This window comes from Streptomyces sp. NPDC126510 (genome assembly GCF_040302345.1).
Lineage (GTDB): Bacteria > Actinomycetota > Actinomycetes > Streptomycetales > Streptomycetaceae > Streptomyces.
On sequence record NZ_JBEORR010000008.1, the window covers coordinates 118,993 to 136,058 of the forward strand.

At 71.1% G+C, this 17,066-nt stretch carries 15 protein-coding genes and 1 tRNA gene; 11 read left to right on the plus strand and 5 right to left on the minus strand.

Annotated features, from left to right (window positions below; all coding sequences use genetic code 11):
* The first annotated feature begins 95 nt into the window (after positions 1-95).
* Complete coding sequence (locus ABTX60_RS13050; protein ID WP_352097130.1) at positions 96-545, plus strand: DUF485 domain-containing protein; 450 nt, start codon at positions 96-98, stop codon at positions 543-545.
* Positions 542-2,155, plus strand: a complete 1,614-nt coding sequence (locus tag ABTX60_RS13055) for a sodium/solute symporter (protein ID WP_352097131.1) — start codon at positions 542-544, stop codon at positions 2,153-2,155. The genes ABTX60_RS13050 and ABTX60_RS13055 overlap by 4 nt, the downstream gene beginning before the upstream one ends.
* A gap of 377 nt (positions 2,156-2,532) precedes the next feature.
* Here ABTX60_RS13055 and ABTX60_RS13060 read toward each other — a convergent pair whose 3' ends face one another.
* The 4 genes from ABTX60_RS13060 to ABTX60_RS13075 all read right to left on the minus strand — a co-directional run bounded on the left by ABTX60_RS13060 (position 2,533) and on the right by ABTX60_RS13075 (position 8,208).
* Positions 2,533-3,420, minus strand: coding sequence for a coiled-coil domain-containing protein (locus ABTX60_RS13060; protein WP_352097132.1), 888 nt, complete (start codon positions 3,418-3,420; stop codon positions 2,533-2,535).
* Between the two features lie 142 nt (positions 3,421-3,562).
* Positions 3,563-4,024, minus strand: coding sequence for a carboxymuconolactone decarboxylase family protein (locus tag ABTX60_RS13065; RefSeq protein WP_352097133.1), 462 nt, complete (start codon positions 4,022-4,024; stop codon positions 3,563-3,565).
* A 168-nt stretch (positions 4,025-4,192) separates the two neighbouring features.
* Positions 4,193-7,195, minus strand: a complete 3,003-nt coding sequence (locus tag ABTX60_RS13070) for an SUKH-4 family immunity protein (RefSeq protein WP_352097134.1) — start codon at positions 7,193-7,195, stop codon at positions 4,193-4,195.
* An 8-nt stretch (positions 7,196-7,203) separates the two neighbouring features.
* On the minus strand, positions 7,204-8,208 hold the full coding sequence (locus tag ABTX60_RS13075) for an SMI1/KNR4 family protein (RefSeq protein ID WP_352097135.1): 1,005 nt from the start codon (positions 8,206-8,208) through the stop codon (positions 7,204-7,206).
* Between the two features lie 378 nt (positions 8,209-8,586).
* On the opposite strand from ABTX60_RS13075, the gene ABTX60_RS13080 reads away from it, so the two are divergent.
* Both ABTX60_RS13080 and ABTX60_RS13085 read left to right on the plus strand, forming a co-directional pair.
* Entirely contained in the window at positions 8,587-9,204 is a 618-nt protein-coding gene (locus tag ABTX60_RS13080; RefSeq protein WP_352097136.1) for a YwqJ-related putative deaminase, read from the plus strand.
* A gap of 91 nt (positions 9,205-9,295) precedes the next feature.
* Positions 9,296-9,790, plus strand: coding sequence for an SUKH-3 domain-containing protein (locus ABTX60_RS13085; RefSeq protein WP_352097137.1), 495 nt, complete (start codon positions 9,296-9,298; stop codon positions 9,788-9,790).
* Between the two features lie 26 nt (positions 9,791-9,816).
* On the opposite strand, the gene ABTX60_RS13090 is transcribed toward ABTX60_RS13085, so the two are convergent.
* Positions 9,817-11,133 carry a sensor histidine kinase gene (locus ABTX60_RS13090; RefSeq protein WP_352097138.1) on the minus strand — a complete coding sequence of 439 codons (1,317 nt, stop codon included), beginning with the start codon at positions 11,131-11,133 and terminating at the stop codon, positions 9,817-9,819.
* Between the two features lie 168 nt (positions 11,134-11,301).
* Between ABTX60_RS13090 and ABTX60_RS13095 the strand changes: the two genes are divergently transcribed.
* From ABTX60_RS13095 to ABTX60_RS13125, 7 genes are all read left to right on the plus strand, one after another.
* Positions 11,302-12,168, plus strand: a complete 867-nt coding sequence (locus ABTX60_RS13095) for a hypothetical protein (RefSeq protein ID WP_352097139.1) — start codon at positions 11,302-11,304, stop codon at positions 12,166-12,168.
* 22 nt (positions 12,169-12,190) lie between these two features.
* Positions 12,191-12,263, plus strand: a tRNA-Gln gene (locus ABTX60_RS13100).
* Between the two features lie 122 nt (positions 12,264-12,385).
* Positions 12,386-13,834, plus strand: coding sequence for a bifunctional UDP-N-acetylglucosamine diphosphorylase/glucosamine-1-phosphate N-acetyltransferase GlmU (glmU, locus tag ABTX60_RS13105; protein ID WP_352097140.1), 1,449 nt, complete (start codon positions 12,386-12,388; stop codon positions 13,832-13,834).
* Between the two features lie 135 nt (positions 13,835-13,969).
* Positions 13,970-14,950, plus strand: a complete 981-nt coding sequence (locus ABTX60_RS13110; protein ID WP_350705488.1) for a ribose-phosphate diphosphokinase — start codon at positions 13,970-13,972, stop codon at positions 14,948-14,950.
* Between the two features lie 178 nt (positions 14,951-15,128).
* Complete coding sequence (locus tag ABTX60_RS13115) at positions 15,129-15,725, plus strand: 50S ribosomal protein L25/general stress protein Ctc (RefSeq protein ID WP_352097141.1); 597 nt, start codon at positions 15,129-15,131, stop codon at positions 15,723-15,725.
* 74 nt (positions 15,726-15,799) lie between these two features.
* Positions 15,800-16,402, plus strand: coding sequence for an aminoacyl-tRNA hydrolase (pth, locus tag ABTX60_RS13120; RefSeq protein ID WP_352097142.1), 603 nt, complete (start codon positions 15,800-15,802; stop codon positions 16,400-16,402).
* A 42-nt stretch (positions 16,403-16,444) separates the two neighbouring features.
* A complete protein-coding gene (locus ABTX60_RS13125) occupies positions 16,445-16,948 on the plus strand; it encodes a hypothetical protein (protein WP_352097143.1) in 504 nt (167 codons plus the stop codon).
* Positions 16,949-17,066 lie beyond the last annotated feature (118 nt).

The window sequence follows — 17,066 nt, forward strand, 5'->3', positions numbered from 1 at the left end:
CGCAGGACCCTTACTCCGAAGTAGCGTGCGTGGCTCCCGCCCCCCATCTCCCTGCGGCCCGCCGCACCGGATCCCACCTCGCAAGGAGCACCGGGATGTCCTACGACCCGTCCCCGTCCCACCCGTACCGACCACCCGATCCGTCCCCGCCCTACGACCCGTACACGTACGACACCTACCCCTGGGCCCCGCAGGAGGCGCCCGAGCCGGCCGGTCGGCGTCCCCAGCGCCACACCGCGCTGGGACACCACAGCGACCTGCGGGTCCTGCGCAGCGCCTACCGCTGGCAGCGGCGCGTGGCCACGCTCACGGCGCTCGGTTACTTCACCCTCTTCCTGATCCTGTCGGCGTTCGCGCCGTCGTTCATGACGAGCACCGTCACCGACGGCCTGCCCACCGGCCTGCTGCTCGCGATCGTCCAGGTCCCCGTGACCTGGCTGGCGATCGCCCTGTACGAGCAGACGGCCCGCCGCCGCGTCGACCCGATCGCGGACCGGATACGCAAGCTGTCGGAGCTGGACGCGAGGCGGGAGGGCGCCCGATGACCACCGATTTCAGCGGTAACGCCCAGACGATGTCCCTGGTCGGCTTCTCCGCCGTCGCCACGATCACGCTGCTGCTGTGCGTGATGACGGGTCCGGACCGGGACGACCTGGACGAGTTCTACACCGGCTACGGCTCCCTGTCGCCCATGCGCAACGGCCTGGCGATCGCCGGCGACTACATCTCCGCAGCGACCGTCCTCGGCACCGGCGGCGTCATCGCGCTGTTCGGCTACGACGGGGTGGTGCTGGCGCTGAGTACGGCCCTGTCGCTGATGCTGCTGATGTTCCTGCTGGCCGAACCGCTGCGCAACGCGGGCCGCTTCACCATGGGCGACGCGCTGACCCGGCGCATGCCCGGACGCGGTGTCCGCATAGCGGCCTGCGCGGTGACGCTGGCGGCGCTGCTGCCGCTGATGCTCGTGCAGCTGGCGGGGACCGGTCAGCTGATGGCGTTCATCCTCGGCTTCTCCGGCGAGTCACTGCAGACGGGCTGCATCATCGGCGTGGGCGCGCTGATGATCAGCTACGCGGCGATCGGCGGCATGAAGGGCACCGCCCTCATCCAGATCCTGAAGATCGTGATGCTGCTCGGCTCCGGCCTGGTGGTCGCGGTGCTGATCCTGAACCGCTTCGACTGGGACCCGGGCGCCCTGTTCGCCGCGGCCTCGGAGAACAGCGGAGTGGGCCCGGCCTTCCTCTCCTCGGGCCTGCAGTTCTCCGGCGGTCCCGCCCCCGACCTGGACATGATCACCGCACAGCTCACTGTCGTCCTCGGCGGTGGTGTGCTGCCGCACGTCACCATGCGCATGTACACGGCCTCCAGCGCCCGGCAGGTACGGCGCTCGATGTCCTGGGCGGTGTCGGGCGTGGCCCTGTTCGTGCTCGTCATCACGGTCGTCGGCTTCGGCGCGACCGCGCTGGTCGGACGGGAGCTGATCGCGCAGGTCGACCCGCAGGGCAACACGGCGTATCTGCTGGGATCGCAGGCGGCGTTCGGAGCGGACGTGTCGGCGGCGGAGACGTTCCTGTTCACGACCGTCACGACGGCGGTCTTCCTCACGCTGCTCGCCTCCGTCGCCGGCATGATCCTGGCCTGCGCCAACTCCCTCGCGCACGACGTGTTCGCGGCCCGGGTTCAGGAGATGTCACCGCGCCGGGAGATGACCGTGGCGCGGCTGTCGGCCCTGGCCGTTGGTCTCCCCGCGATCCTGCTGGCCACCCAGGTCCAGCATCGCAGCCTCCAGTGGCTGGTGACGCTGTCCTTCTGCCTGGGCGCCTCGGCCATCGCGCCCGCGCTGGTCTACAGCCTGTTCTGGCGCCGCTTTACACGGACGGGCCTGCTCAGCACGCTCATCGGCGGCTCCCTGGCCGTCCTGCTGCTGATGCCGGGCACCAACCTGGTCTCCGGCTCACCCGTCTCGGCCTTCCCCGAGGCCGACTTCAACTGGTTCCCGTTCACCACCACCGGCCTGCTCTCCATCCCCCTGGGCTTCGCCTGCGGCTGGCTGGGCACGATGGCCTCCGGCCGTCGTCAGTCGGAGGAACAGCGCCACCAGTACGAGGCGGTGGAGGGCTGGATCCTGGCAGGCGCGGCCCGCAGGGACCCCTGACGGGGGACGCCTCGGCAGCCGACGCGCGCGTTGCGGGGCCGGCGGTTGAGCAAGGCCGGCGGCCAGGCGGGGCCACCGGCTGGGCGGGGCCGCCAACTGTGCGGGGCCGGCGGTTGGACAGTGCCGCCGGTCCGGCGGGCCGGTGGCCGGGAAGGGCCGGTGGCCCGGCGGGCCGGTGGCCGGGAAGGGCCGGTGGCCCGGCGGGCCGGTGGTCGGGAAGGGCCGGTGCACGCGGCTGGGGCGGCCACCAGGCCCCGCCCGACCTCGACCGCCCGGGCCCCGATCGCCCGGCCCCGACGGCCGGCCCCGACGGCGCGTCACGTGACGACGCGGGGCCTCACGCCACGACACGGGACCTCACGCCACGACACGGGGCCTCACTCCGCCGCCGCCCGCCCCGCCCAGTCCGTCAGGCTGGCGTGGACCTGGTCGATGTGGGCCAGGGCGTCGTCGCGCTGCTCGGCGTGTTCGCGGAGGAGCCGGTCCGTTTCCTCCTCCACGGTCGCCACCTGCTCGTGAGCCTGGGCCACCAACTCCGCCGCGTGGGCCCGGGCCTCCTCCTCCAGGTCGTGGGCGGTTGCTTCCGCGTCGGCGAACGCCTGCTCCGCCTCGTGCAACGCGTCCTGGGCGACCGTCAACGCCCGCTTGTAATCGGTGTCGAGCGCGGCCTCCCCGGCGGCCTCCGCCCGTTCCTTCTCCGCCCACCGCTGGGCGCGCTCCTTGGCCTGCTCGGCCAGCATCCCGGAAGTGCGCTGCTGCATCTCCCGCAACGCGGCCAGCGCCTCACCCCGCTCCTCCTGCGCCTCACGCCGGGCCGCGCCCAGGATCTCGTCGGCCTCGGCGTGCGCGGCGAGCAGCCGCTGCCGGACGCGTTCGTCCGCGTCGGCGCGTACGGCCTCGGCGTGCGTCTGGGCGGACTCGCGCACGTCGGCCGCGGACACCCGCGCCCCGTCCAGGAGGTGCAGCGCCTCGGCGCGTGCCCCCTCTTGCACGGACGCGGCCTCCTGTTCGGCGAGTTCGAAGAGCCGCAGGGCCCGCTCGCCGAGCGTCTCGTAGTCAGGCGGGGCCAGTCGGGCGACGTCCTCCCGCAGCAGCTCCAGTTCCTCGTCCATCTGCCGGGCGAGCACCGTCAGCCGGGCTGCCCTCTCCCAGGCCGCGTCCCGCTCCGCGGAAAGGGCCTCGGCGTACTGGTCGACCTGCTCAGGACGGTAGCCGCGCCCCCGCACGGCCGTGAAGCCGTGCGGTGACACCGTCGCGCCGCTCATCCGGACCCCTCTCCACCACACCGATGTGACGTCGCGCTAGAAATGGGATGATTTCGCGCACATCTTGGTGGATCAGACGGAAGCATGCATAACGCGACACTCCGCACAGAGGTCACGGAACCACGACCGGCCCGTATGCCCGTCAGCCCCAGTTGGTGCCCGCGGGCTCCTGAACTGTCGTGTTGATGCGGTTGAACATGTTGGTGACCGCGACGGTGAGGATCAGCGCGGAGAGCTCCTTCTCGTCGAAGTGGTCGGCCACCTCGTCCCACAGCGCGTCCGGGACCGGCTCCCCGGAGAGGTCGGAAAGCCTCGTCATCGCCTCGGCCAGCTTCAAGGCGGCGCGCTCGGCGTCCGAGAAGAAGGGCGCGTGCCGCCAGGCGGCGACGGCCGCGATGCGCTCCTCGCTGACCCCGTTCTTGCGGAGATTGGCGACGTGACCGTGCACGCAGGCCCCGCAGCCGTTGATCTGACTGGCGCGCAGTCCGACGATCTCCGCCACGTCCTGCGCCAGACCGCCCTCCCCGATCGCCTGGAAGAGAGTGCCGATGCCCTTCATCGCGCCGGAAAGGACATACGCCGGGTTCGTCATCCGTGCCTGCATGATCTCTGCCTCCTGAGTCGGCGGTGCGTCGCTGTCACTGCACTGACGGAACGGCGGAGGGAGGTGTGACAGCCCGGCGCGAGAATTTTTCACCTGGGTACGAAAGAGCCGGACCCGGTCGTGTGAGCGACCGGGCCCGGCTCCGTACGGCGCGTCAGCGGCGACGCGTCACAGCAGTCCGTCCCACATCTCCTCCAGCAGGACCGACCACCAGCTCTCCGGCGACCCCAGCGCCGCCGGGTCGAGCGCGGCCAGCTGTGCCTGGAAGTCGACGGTCCAGCGGCCCGCCTGCTCCTGGTTCAGGCCGAACCGCAGCCGCCACATCCGCCCCAGCAGCGCGAGGCAGCGCGCGAACTCCGGCAGCCCGGTGTTCACGAACTGCGGCGGCACCGGCGCCCCGCCCGGCCCCGCCTCCACCGGCACGGCGACGATGTTCGCCGTGCCGTACTGCACGCAGATCGCCTTGCCGAAGTCGCTGCCCATCACCAGATAGGAGCCCGCGTCCGAGGCCGGCTGCACCCCGCGCTCGGCCGCCAGCTCGGCCAGCGTCGGAACGGGCCGCCCCGGCTGGGCCTGCGCCCAGAAGAACGGGCCCATGTCCATCGGCAGTCCGGCCGCCACCAGCGTGTGCGCCACGATCGGCGGCACACCCTGCCGCGACACGGCGGCCTGCTCGAACCGGAACACTCCCGGCCCGAACGCGGCCCCGAGCTCCTGCCCGATGGCCTCCGGCGGAATCGGCGGAGCCGCCTGCACCGGCGGCAGCGGCGCACGCACCGGAGCCGGACGCGCCGGGCCGTCCGCCACCTGGTGCAACTCGCCCTGGTGGGCCAGCAGCTGCTGCATGCCCTGCTGCCGGCTCGCATGGTCCGTGCCGTACGGCGCGATGCTCGTGATCCGCGCCTGCGGCCACTGCTCCCGGATCATCCGCGCGCAGTACGCACCCGGCAGCTCGCACGACTCCAGCTCGGTGTGCAGCTCCAGCACCTGGTCCGGGGGCACGTTCATGGCCCGCAGCTCGTGGAAGATCTGCCACTCCGGGTGCGGCGTGCCCGGCGCCGAACGCCGGATCAGCTGCTGCTCGGAACCGTCCTGCGCGCGGTAGCGCAGCACGGCCTGGTAGCCGGGGCCGACGGTCGGCTGCCCGGTGGGCTGCTGCGGATAGCCGTACGCCGGCGGCTGCCCGGGCCCGGGCGGCGGCACCGCACCCGGGGGCATGGCGCCGGGCGGCATGGCACCGGGCGGCATGCCGGGCGGCATCGGCTGTGCACCGGGCGTACCGGGGGCGCCCGGGGCAGCACCCGGGGCGGCCGGTGGCGCGCCGGGCGCCTGCGGCGGCGGAGGCACGCCGGGCCCGCCCGCCGGGGGCGCGGCCAGCATGGTCTCCGCGTGGTGCACGGGCCCCGGGCCGCCGGGAGCACCAGGAGCCCCCGGGGCACCCGGAGGCCGCGGAACGCCCGGCGCGCCGGGCGGGTTGGGAGCGCCCGGAGGCTGCGGGGCGCCAGGAGCGGCGGGAGCTCCCGGCGGACCCGGCGGCTGCGGCGCCCCCGGGCCCATCCGGGCGGGGTCGGCGAGCATCGTGGCGGCGTGGTGGACACCGCCGGGCGGCGTACCGCCCGGGGCGCCGGGAGGCTGCGGAGCGCCCGGAGGACCGGGCTGGTTCGGCGTGCCGGGAGCCCCCGGGCCCGCCTGCGTAACGCCCGGCGCACCCGGGGCAACAGGAGCCCCGGGCGGCGGCATCGGCACGCCCGTACCCGAAGAGGCCCCGGGCCCGCCCGGGCCGTCGGGTCCGAGCGCCGACACCATCTGCGTGGGGACGTAACCGCCCGCGGGAGTGCCCGACGCCCCGGGCCCCGACGGCGGCGGCGTACCGCCCCGGTGAGCACCGGGCGTCCCCGGGGCGCCCGGCGGGGGCGGAGTGGACGGACCCGCACCCCGGCGCCCGGGCGGCGGCGCCGCCTTGCTGGTCGCGGCGTCGGCGATGTCCGCGGCGTTCGCAGCGGCCCCCGGCCCGGCCGGCGGCTGCGGCACACCGGCGGAAGCGGGACCGGAAGCGGCCGGGCCTGCCCCACCCGCGGCGCCGGCGGCGCCTTGCGGATACCCGTACGTCGCCCCACCCGGCGCGGCGGCCGGCGGCGTACTCCCGTGCGGCGGCGTGCTCCCCGGCTGCTGCGGATACCCGTACGGCTGTCCGCCGGGCACGGGCGGAGGCGTGCTGCCCTGCGGCACACCACCGGGCGGCGTCCCCGGCATCCCCGGCATCCCCGGAGCCGCCGGATAGCCGTACCCCGGGCCGGCGGGCGCGGGCGCCGCCCCCGGGCCCTGCGCGTTCGGGTCGCCGACCGCCGGCGACAGCGCCGTCGGCGGAAGCTGACTGCCGCCCGACATCAGAGTCGTCTTGGCCTCAGGCGTCGAGGGCGGCGGAGTGTCGCCGTCGGCCTCGCTCAGCGGCGGCGCGAACACCGTCGCCGGCAGCGGCACGGAACGGTCGTCACCCGCGTCCGCGGTGGTGTCCGTACCGGCCCAGGGCGTCGCCCCCTCCGGCGCGCCCGGCGCCGCCGGAGCCCCGGAAACACCCGCGTCGGTCCCGGAGTCCTCGCCCCCGGCCGCCGGCCACGACGCACCACTCCCCGGCGCGGCGGGCGCTCCTTGCGCAGGAGTCACCGGGCCCCCGCCGACCGCCGAACCGGAACCGGAAGCAGGGCCGGCAGCAGACCCGGAACTCGAATCCCCAGCAGCAGAAGCCGCCTGAGCCTCGGCCCCTGCACCCGTACCGGTACCCCGCCGATCCTGAATCCCCAGCTTGTCCGCCGCGTCCTGCAACCACTCCGGCGGAGTCAGCAGGAACGACGTCTGATTCAGATCCACCCGCGCCGCAGGCGCCGCCGAGGCCGGCTCCTCCGCCGCGTCCGGACGGCCGTACTCCTCCTCGTACCGGCGGATCACCTCACCCACCGGCAGCCCGGGCCACAACGTCGCCTCGCCGCTGTCCCGCGCGATCACCAGCCGCTGCGCACCACCGTCCGAGCGCGGCCCGTCCGCCCGGTCCTCGGCCCACACCACGAACCCGAGGTCGAACTCCCGCACCCGCACCTCACGATGCTGGTACGACGGCACATCCCCGTTGATCCACTCTTCGGCGCGCTCCTGCGCCTGCGCGAAGGTCACCATCGCCGACCTCACTCCCCCACAGCCGAGGACGACACAGCGCCCACCGGCACCACACGCGCGAACCCGCCGTCCACCATCAGGTTCGCCACCGTCTCCAACTCCGGCGGATTGCCCGCCAGCCGCGAAAGGAAGACGTCGAAATCGTCCCCGCACGGCAGCAACAACCGCTCCACCCGCTCCGCCGGCGGCACCGAGGAATCCGCGTCCCGCGCGTCGTCGTACGCGCAGAACCACACCGAACCGATCCGCTCGCCCTTCACCTTCACGGCCAGCAGCCCGCCCTGGACGAACGCGATCCCCAGATAGTCCTTGGTCAGATGGTCACGCAGACACTTGTTGACGTACACCAGGTCATTGACCGCCGCCTCGTCGCGCACCGTGAAGAACGGCTGGTCCACCAGCAGCCCCAGCTCCGCGTCCAGCGCGGCACCCACCGGCGCGCACCCGCCCGCCGCCTTCAGGAACGACCGGTACGCACCCGGCAGCCGGTAGCCGAGGTCCTCCTCCACGCCCTGCACCTGCGACTCCGTCACGGCCACACCCGACTTCGGCAGCCCGAAATGCGCCGGACGCGTCTCCTGCAACGGCCGCGTGCCCCGCTTGGCATGGTCGACGCCCGACGTCGTCACACCCCCGTGATGCCGCAACAGCGCCTTCACCTCGACCGGAACCAGCTCCAGCCGCCGCGTGCCCACCACGTGGTGCCACGTCCAGCCGTGCGGCGTCGCCACCGCCGGCACCGTGTCCCACAACTCGTGGCCCGACGCCGACAACGCCGTGTTCGCCGACACGTAGTCCGTCAGCCGCAACTCGTCGACACCGAAACCCTCCGGCGGCTCCGCGATCTCCGCGGCCGCCCGCGCGTAAGCCGAGAAGTCGGGGTAACCGTGCTCGTCGACCCGTACCCCTCTCGGGTGACGGGCCGCCCGGACCGGATCCGGGAAATGCACGACCTGCCCGGCGTAGGCCGCGTTCGGCGGCGCGGCTTGCTGCCCGAGCCGACCTGTCGTCATGGCGGTTGCCCCCTGCGGCACTCTGTACGACCCGTATTGACCACCCTCGGCGCACTACGACCCGTATCGACTGTCACGTCTGTTGTCTCGACTTCTCTGCACTTCACCGCACGCGCCGACCTCACGGATGCCCCCTCCGGTTCACTGCATCGAACCCCGAACGGATCACCGCATCGCCCACGGTGCCGACAGCCTATGCGGTACGACGACACCGGTCACCGGCACCGGTCGGCACCCCCTCCGCTTCCGTGACCAGCCGTCACCCCACCGTGACGGCACACCCCGCTACGGGCGTGTCGCCGCGCCCCAGCTTCCGCACCTGCCACGGCATTTGGCAGTCTGTGACCCCCGGGGGGATGCACGGAGGGGAAGACGATCATGAACGCGACGCAGACGGGACCACACACCGGCAGGTCCACCGACCCACGAAACGGCGACCCCAGAGGCGGCAACCGCGACACCGGCCCCCTGGCGGGCGACCCGCGAAACGCCGATCCACGAAACGGCGACCCCAGAGGCGGCGACCCCCGCATCGGCTGGAGCACCACCGAGACCACCCACGCCCCCGCCCTCCGCCACCGCCGCGACGGCATCCTCCCCACCATCGCCGCCGCCCTCTCCGTCCGAGGCGCCACCCTCACCGGCACCGCCGCCCGCGCCGACACGCCCCCCGCCCTGCACCCCCTCGTCCAGGACTTCCTCGACACCCTCCCCAGCGCCCAACGCGACCGCTACACCGGCCGCTGCGCCGAAACCATCCTCATCTCCCGCCACATCACCGCCGCCGACGCCGCACGCAGCAAACGCGCCGCACGCAAACCCATGACCAACGGCGAAGCGCGCAAAGCCCTCAAGCAGGCCAAACTCACCGCCCGACGCATCCGCGAGGACGGCGACCCCCTCCACGGCAGCTTCGCCACCCCCTGCCGCGCCTGCACCGCGCTCAGCGCCCACTTCGGCGTCCGCATAGTCGACCCCGCGTCCCAGAACAACTGACGCCCCCCACCCCCACACCGCACCACCACGCAACCGGCGCGCGCCCACACGCACCCGCGCCACCCCATGACCTCGACGAGACGAAGGGCAGATGCACACCGACCGCACCTCCAGCACCCGCTTCGCCGTACCCGTCGACGCCGCCCTGCGCGCCGCCGGCTGGCAACCCGGACGCTGGGACATCAAACAAGCCGAGATCTGGGCCGACGCCCTGCGCGACCACACCTCCCCCGCAGGCCACCGTCACACCGTCTTCCCCGCCGCCGTCGAGGCCTGGGCCGAATTCGGCGGACTGCACATCACCCCCACCGGCCCCGGCCGCCAGGTCGCCCCCGCCACCCTCCACCTCGACCCGCTGCACGGCCTCCACATGGCTCGCACCCTCGGCGACCTCGGCCGCGCCCTCGGCACCGACGTCTGCCCCCTCGGCGTCGAAACCGACAGCCAGGCCCTCCTCGCCATCGACACCGACGGCCGCGTCTACACCCTCGACCACACCGGCGACTGGTACCTCGGCCCCGACATCGACCACGCCCTCGCCACCCTCGTCACCGGCACCGCGCCCCCACGCCTCACCACCGGCTGACCACCGGCCGACACCGAACAGACGGGCTACGACGCCGGAATCACCGCCGACACCCGAAAACCCCCCGCATCCGTCGGCCCCGACACGAACACCCCACCCAGCGCCGACACCCGCTCCCTCATCCCCACCAGCCCGTTCCCCCCGGACGGCAACCGCGCCGACGACGCCGCCTCCTCAGCGGGCTCGTTCTCCACCTGCATCGCGATCTCCGACACCCGATGCGCCAACCTCACATACGTCTTCGCCCCGGCCGCGTGCTTGTGGACGTTCGTCAACGCCTCCTGCACCACCCGATACGCCGTCTGCTCCACCAGCGGCGCATACGACCGCACATCCCCCTCCACCGACAACGCCACCACCATCCCCGCGGCAGCCGACTGCCCCACCAGCTCCTCGATCTCGGCCAGACACGGACCGTCGTCGTCCGCCACGCGCGAAGCCGCCGCGGCCGCAGCCACCCCCACCGCCGCCAACGGCACCGACGCCGACGCCGACGTCGAAGCCGCACGCTCACGCAGCCCGTCCCCACCACTGCGCAGCACCCCGAGCATCTCCCGCAGCTCCGTCAGCGCCTGCCGCCCCATGTCCCCCACCAGCGCGGCGTTCTTGACGGCCTTCTCCGGATCCTTCCGCGCCACCGCCTGCAACGCCGCCGCATGCACCACCATCAGACTCACCCGGTGCGCGACCACGTCGTGCATCTCCCGCGCGATCCGCGTCCGCTCCTCGCTCCGGGCCCACTCGGCCCGCTCCTCCGCCCGCTCCGCCAGCAACTGAAGCTCCCGCTCCAGACTGTCCGCCCGCTCCCGCAGGCTCTCCATCAGCCGCCGCCGCGCCCCCACATACAGACCCAGCAGCACGGGAGGCGCCGTGAAGCCCAGCGACATCGTGATCGCAGCGAAGGGGACGAACCAGTCCCCTATCTCCAGATCCCCCCGCGACATGTCCTGCTGCGTCTTCACGAACGTCACGATCAGCGTCCCCACCAGCGACATCCCCGCCAGCGAGCCGATGATCCGCCGGGGCAGCTCGGCCGCGGCCAGCGTGTACAGGCCGACGACCCCCATCAGGAAACCCATCTCGGCCGGCGTGATGGCGATCGACACCAGCACCACGGCGATCGGCCACCGCCGCCGCACGAGCAGCACGGAACCGGCCAACAGCCCGAAGGCGACCCCCACGGCCATCGGGATCCCGGCATCCCTGGCGAACGGGATCCCCTCCAGCGCGCACTCCAGCGCGGACACCACGGCCAGACTCACATCGAACACGGCACTACGCCGCCTGGCCCACCACCACGGCCCTCCCCGGGCCGTCACATGGTCTTCCCCCGTCGCGGTCATGCATCCCAGCCTACGGGCGGCCCCCGCCGGTTTTCCGTCCCATTTCCCGGACTGGCCTACACCACACTCCGTGACCGTTCGGCTGCGATACCACCCGATATCCCTCGAACTGCTGAATCGCACACCGTTCGACCCCGGAGGGGGCCATTCCGCCCGGACGGTATGCGTATGACACATGCACCCGGCAAGTACGCGGACTTCGAGGGACTACGAGAGAAGGCGGTGACACTCCGCCGCCAGGGCCTCAGCCTCCGCCAGATCCGAGACGAGCTGAAGATCTACAACAACGACATCCTCAACCAACTCGTCAAGGGCGAACCGCCCCCGGCCTGGACGAAACGCCCCCGGGCGAAGGACGACCTGAGGGAGAAGGCGAGGGAGCTCCGCCTCCAGGGGTGGACGTACGACCAGATCGAGGTGGAGCTGGGCTGCTCGAAGAGTTCGATCTCATTGTGGGTACGGGATCTACCTAAGCCAGAGCGTCGCGACCCGACAGAGCAGGCGAAGCTGGCGGCGCAACGGAGGTGGGAGCACGAACTGGCGGTGCGCGACGAGGAACGACAGCAGACCAAGGAGGCCGCCAAGCAGGCGATCGGCGAGCTTTCTCACCGCGAGCTGTTCCTGGCAGGAGTCGTCCTCTACTGGGCAGAGGGCGCCAAGGACAAGGCGCATAGCCGACAGCGCCGTGAGAACCTCCAGTTCATCAACAGCGATCCGAACGTCATCCGCTTTTACGTGCGCTGGCTCGAGTCGCTGGACGTCGAGCGCGACCGCCTTCGATTCCGCGTGTACATCCATGAGTCGGCGGATGTGGGGGAAGCCGAGGCCTACTGGGCCGAGCTTGTCGGAGTGAACGCCGCAGCCTTCCAAGGCACGACCCTCAAGAAGCACAACCCCAAGACACTTCGCAAGAATGTGGGTGACTCGTACCGAGGCTGCCTGGCCATCTACGTCACCAGGAGCGCTGACTTGTATCGTCGCATGGAAGGCGCCTGGTACGGCATAGTAGGAGGCGCCGATCGGCGGCCCGGCTAAATGTCCGGTTTAGCCGATCCGTTCCCCCGTGGTGTAATTGGTAAGCACTGTGGCTTTTGGTGCCATCTGTCCGGGTTCGAGTCCTGGCGGGGGAGCCCATGCTCGGTTCGGGCCCTGACTGATCACACCTCAGTCAGGGCCCGAACCCATGCCCCCACAAAACCCCCCGGTATCCTGCGGATGTCACCCCACCCCATCCACAGCCGAAGGGCATCCCGTGAGCGCCAACCGCCCGGCAGCCGTCGTCGTTCTCGCAGCGGGTGAGGGCACCCGTATGAAGTCGGCCACACCCAAGGTCCTGCACGAGCTCTGCGGTCGCAGTCTCGTGGGTCATGTCCTCGCCTCCGCCGGCGAGCTGCAGCCCGAACACCTGGTCGTCGTGGTCGGCCACGCCCGTGAGAAGGTCACCGCCCATCTCGGTGAGATCGCCCCCGACGTGCGTACCGCCGTGCAGGCGGAGCAGAACGGCACCGGGCATGCCGTGCGGATGGGCCTGGAGGAGCTGGGCGGGTCCGTCGACGGGACCGTTGTGGTCGTGTGCGGGGACACTCCCCTGCTGACCGGCGCCACCCTGCGGGCCCTCGCCGAGACGCACTCCGCCGACGGCAACGCGGTCACCGTGCTGACCGCCGAGGTGCCGGACGCGACGGGGTACGGGCGGATCGTCCGGGACGAGGCCACCGGGGCCGTCACCGCCATCGTCGAGCACAAGGACGCCTCCGACGCGCAGCGGTCGATCCGTGAGATCAACTCGGGTGTGTTCGCGTTCGACGGGCAGTTGCTGGCGGACGCGCTGAAGAAGGTGCGGACGGACAACAGTCAGGGCGAGGAGTACCTGACGGATGTGCTCGGGATCCTGCGTGAGGCGGGGCACCGGGTGGGGGCGTCGGTGGCCGGTGATCACCGTGAGATCGCCGGGATCAACAACCGTGTGCAGTTGTCGGAGGCGCGGCGGATTCTGAACGACCGTCTCCTCACGGAGGCGATGCTGGCAGGCGTGACCGTCGTCGATCCGGCCACGACCTGGATCGACGTCACCGTTACGTTCGAGCAGGACGCCGTCGTTCACCCGGGCACGCAGCTGCACGGCGCGACGCACCTGGCGGAGGGTGCGGAGGTCGGGCCGAACTGCCGGCTGACCGACACCCGTGTGGGTGCGGGGGCTCGGGTGGACAACACCGTGGCGTCGGGCGCCGAGGTCGGCGCGGAGGCGACGGTGGGGCCGTTCGCGTATCTGCGTCCGGGGACGCGGCTCGGTGTGAAGGGCAAGATCGGGACGTACGTCGAGACGAAGAACGCGTCGATCGGGGACGGGACGAAGGTGCCGCACCTGTCGTACGTGGGGGACGCGACGATCGGTGAGCAGACCAACATCGGTGCCGCGAGCGTGTTCGTGAACTACGACGGGCAGGAGAAGCACCACACGACCATCGGTTCGCATTGCCGGACGGGCTCGGACAACATGTTTGTGGCGCCTGTCACGGTGGGGGACGGTGCGTACACCGCTGCGGGGTCGGTGATCACGAAGGATGTGCCGGCGGGTTCGTTGGCCGTGGCCCGTGGTCAGCAGCGGAATATCGAGGGTTGGGTGGCTCGGAAGCGTCCGGGGAGCGCGGCTGCGAAGGCGGCTGAGGCGGCTTCCCGGGAGTCGGCCGGCGAGGGCTGACCGGAAACCGATGCCTGAAACACGGCGTACGGTGATAAGTGCACACCCGCACCCCCACCAGCTGAGACGGCCTCCGGCAAGCCGGCTGCGAGGTTTCTCGACACCTAGCTGCGACACCTCTGAGGAGACAGTGCTGTGACCGGGATCAAGACGACCGGCGAGAAGAAGTTGATGTTCTTCTCCGGCCGCGCCCACCCCGAGCTTGCGGAGGAGGTCGCCCAACAGCTGGGTGTCGGGGTTGTCCCGACGAAGGCCTTCGACTTCGCCAACGGTGAGATCTATGTGCGTTATCAGGAGTCGGCGCGTGGTGCGGACTGTTTCCTGATCCAGAGCCACACGGCTCCGATCAACAAGTGGATCATGGAGCAGTTGATCATGATCGACGCGCTGAAGCGTGCGTCGGCCCGCTCCATCACGGTCATCGTGCCGTTCTACGGTTACGCGCGGCAGGACAAGAAGCACCGTGGGCGTGAACCGATTTCGGCGCGTCTGATCGCGGACATGATGAAGACGGCGGGTGCGGACCGGATCCTGACGGTGGATCTGCACACGGACCAGATCCAGGGCTTCTTCGACGGTCCGGTGGACCACCTGTTCGCGTTGCCGCTGCTGGCGGACTACGTGGGCCGTAAGGTGGACCGGGAGAAGCTGACGGTGGTGTCGCCGGACGCGGGTCGGGTGCGGGTCGCGGACCGCTGGTGCGACCGGCTGGGTGCGCCGCTGGCGATCGTGCACAAGCGGCGTGACAAGGACGTCGCGAACCAGGTCACCGTCCACGAGGTCGTGGGTGAGGTGAAGGGTCGCGTGTGTGTGCTGGTGGACGACATGATCGACACCGGTGGGACGATCTGTGCCGCGGCGGACGCGCTGTTCGCGCACGGTGCGGAGGACGTGATCGTGACGGCGACGCATGGTGTGCTGTCGGGTCCTGCGGCGGACCGGCTGAAGAACTCGCGGGTGAGTGAGTTCGTGTTCACGGACACGCTGCCGACGCCGGGTGAGCTGGGCCGGGATCTGGAGAAGATCTCGGTGCTGTCGATCGCGCCGACGATCGCGAGTGCGGTGCGTGAGGTGTTCGAGGACGGTTCGGTGACGAGCCTGTTCGACGAGCAGTAGAGATCCTGCGGTAGAGATCCTTTTGGGTGCGGCCTCCCCTTCCGAGTAGACTGCTGCAGTTGCTCGGCGAGGGAGGCCGTTCCCGTTTCGGGATGCGGTGGTCCGTTATCGACGCGCTCTTCGTAGCAGGCCGTTCGTGGCCGGGTGACCACGTCCGTTCTGATTTCGAGGAGTGACTATGTCCGAGGTGAAGATCTCCGCCGCGACGCGCACCGAGTTCGGCAAGGGTGCCGCTCGCCGTATCCGTCGTGAAGACAAGGTTCCGGGTGTCCTGTACGGGCACGGTTCGGACCCGCTGCACCTGACCCTGCCGGGTCACGACCTGCTGATGGCGCTGCGTACGCCGAACGTGCTGATCGCGCTGGACATCGACGGCAAGACGAACGAGCTGGCGATTCCGAAGTCGGTGCAGCGTGACCCGCTGAAGGGCTTCCTGGAGCACGTGGACCTGCTGCTGGTGAAGCGCGGCGAGCGGGTCAACGTCGACATCTACGTCCACACCGAGGGTGAGCTGGCCCCGGGTGGCTTCCTCCTGGAGCACGTGCTGAACGCGCTGCCGGTCGAGGCCGAGGCCACGCACATCCCGGAGTCCGTGACCGTCTCCATCGAGGGTCTTGCGGCGGGTGACTCCATCCTCGCGAAGGACATCACGCTGCCGAAGGGCACGACGCTGGCCGTCGAGGAGGACGCCGTCGTCCTGCAGGTCCTGGCCGCGCAGGCCGAGGAGGCCGCGGAGGGCGAAGAGACCGAGGGTGAAGAGGCCGCCGAGGCCTGATCCTCTGCGTCGTCGTTTTTGTCGGCCGCTGTTCCCGTGCGGGGCAGCGGCCGACGCGTATGTGTGAAGGAGATTTGGACGTGACGACCGATGCGGCCGCTCCGTGGCTGATCGTGGGGCTGGGCAATCCGGGGCCGGAGTATGCGGGGAACCGGCACAACGTGGGTTTCATGGTGGCCGATCTGCTGGCGGACCGGGTCGGGGGGAGGTTCAAGCGGGCCGGGCGGGCGCAGGCGCAGGTCGTGGAGGGCCGGATCGGGCCGCCTGGGCCGTTGAACCGGCGGGTGGTTCTGGCGAAGCCGATGTCGTATATGAACCTGTCGGGTGGGCCGGTGAACGCGCTGCGGGATTTCTACAAGGTGCCGGTGGATCATGTGGTGGCGGTGCATGACGAGCTGGACATCGACTACGGGGTGCTGCGGCTGAAGCTGGGTGGCGGGGACAACGGGCACAACGGGCTGAAGTCGATGACGAAGGCGTTCGGTGCGGAGTATCACCGGGTGCGGTTCGGGATCGGGCGGCCGCCGGGGCGGATGCCGGTGGCGGATTTCGTGCTGAAGGATTTCTCGTCGTCGGAGCGCAAGGAGCTGGACTACTTCGTGGACCGGGCGGCGGATGCGGTGGAGTGTCTGGTGATCGAGGGGTTGGAGCGGGCGCAAAGCTCGTACAACTCCTGACTTGTCACCCACCGAGGTTGACGGGCCGTTCGGGCATGGCCAATGATCCCGGCCATGTCTGCCTCTGCCCCCTCTTCGTCCCGGGCTTCGGCCGTCGTGCTGCGGTTCGGGAGGTTCGCGGCGATGGGCACGGTCGCGGTGCTGATCCTGATCGCGGGGGTGTGGGCGTCGTGGGGTACGGCGCAGCACGTGATGCTGACGAAGGGCCGGGAGCAGGGCACGGTCGAGGTGGTGCGGTGTGGGCCGGACTCGTGCTGGGGCCGGTTCACGCCGTTGTCGGCGGGGTCGCAGCCGCGGGCGCGGGTGGTGTTGGAGAAGTCGGTCGCGGTGGAGCGGGGCCGGACCTACACGGTGGTCGTGAAGCCCGGTGGTGATGACGCGGTGCGTTCGGGTCCGGCGGGGGTTCTGTACGCGTGGGTGCCGCTCGGTGGTGCGTTGTTGCTGGCGTCGGTAGTGGTGGCGGGTGGTCTGCTGCGGACGCGGTTGGCGTGGGTGATGGCGTTGTCGGGGGTGGCGTTGCTGACGGCGGTGTTCGTAGCCGTCTGAGGGGCTGGGTCGTTCTCCTCTGCGTGGAGGGGCCTTCTGTTCCTGGTGGGGCGAGTGTTGTGTGTTCGTGATTGACGTGCTGCCGGGCGAGGCTGGAAGCTGAGCCGCCCCCTCCACA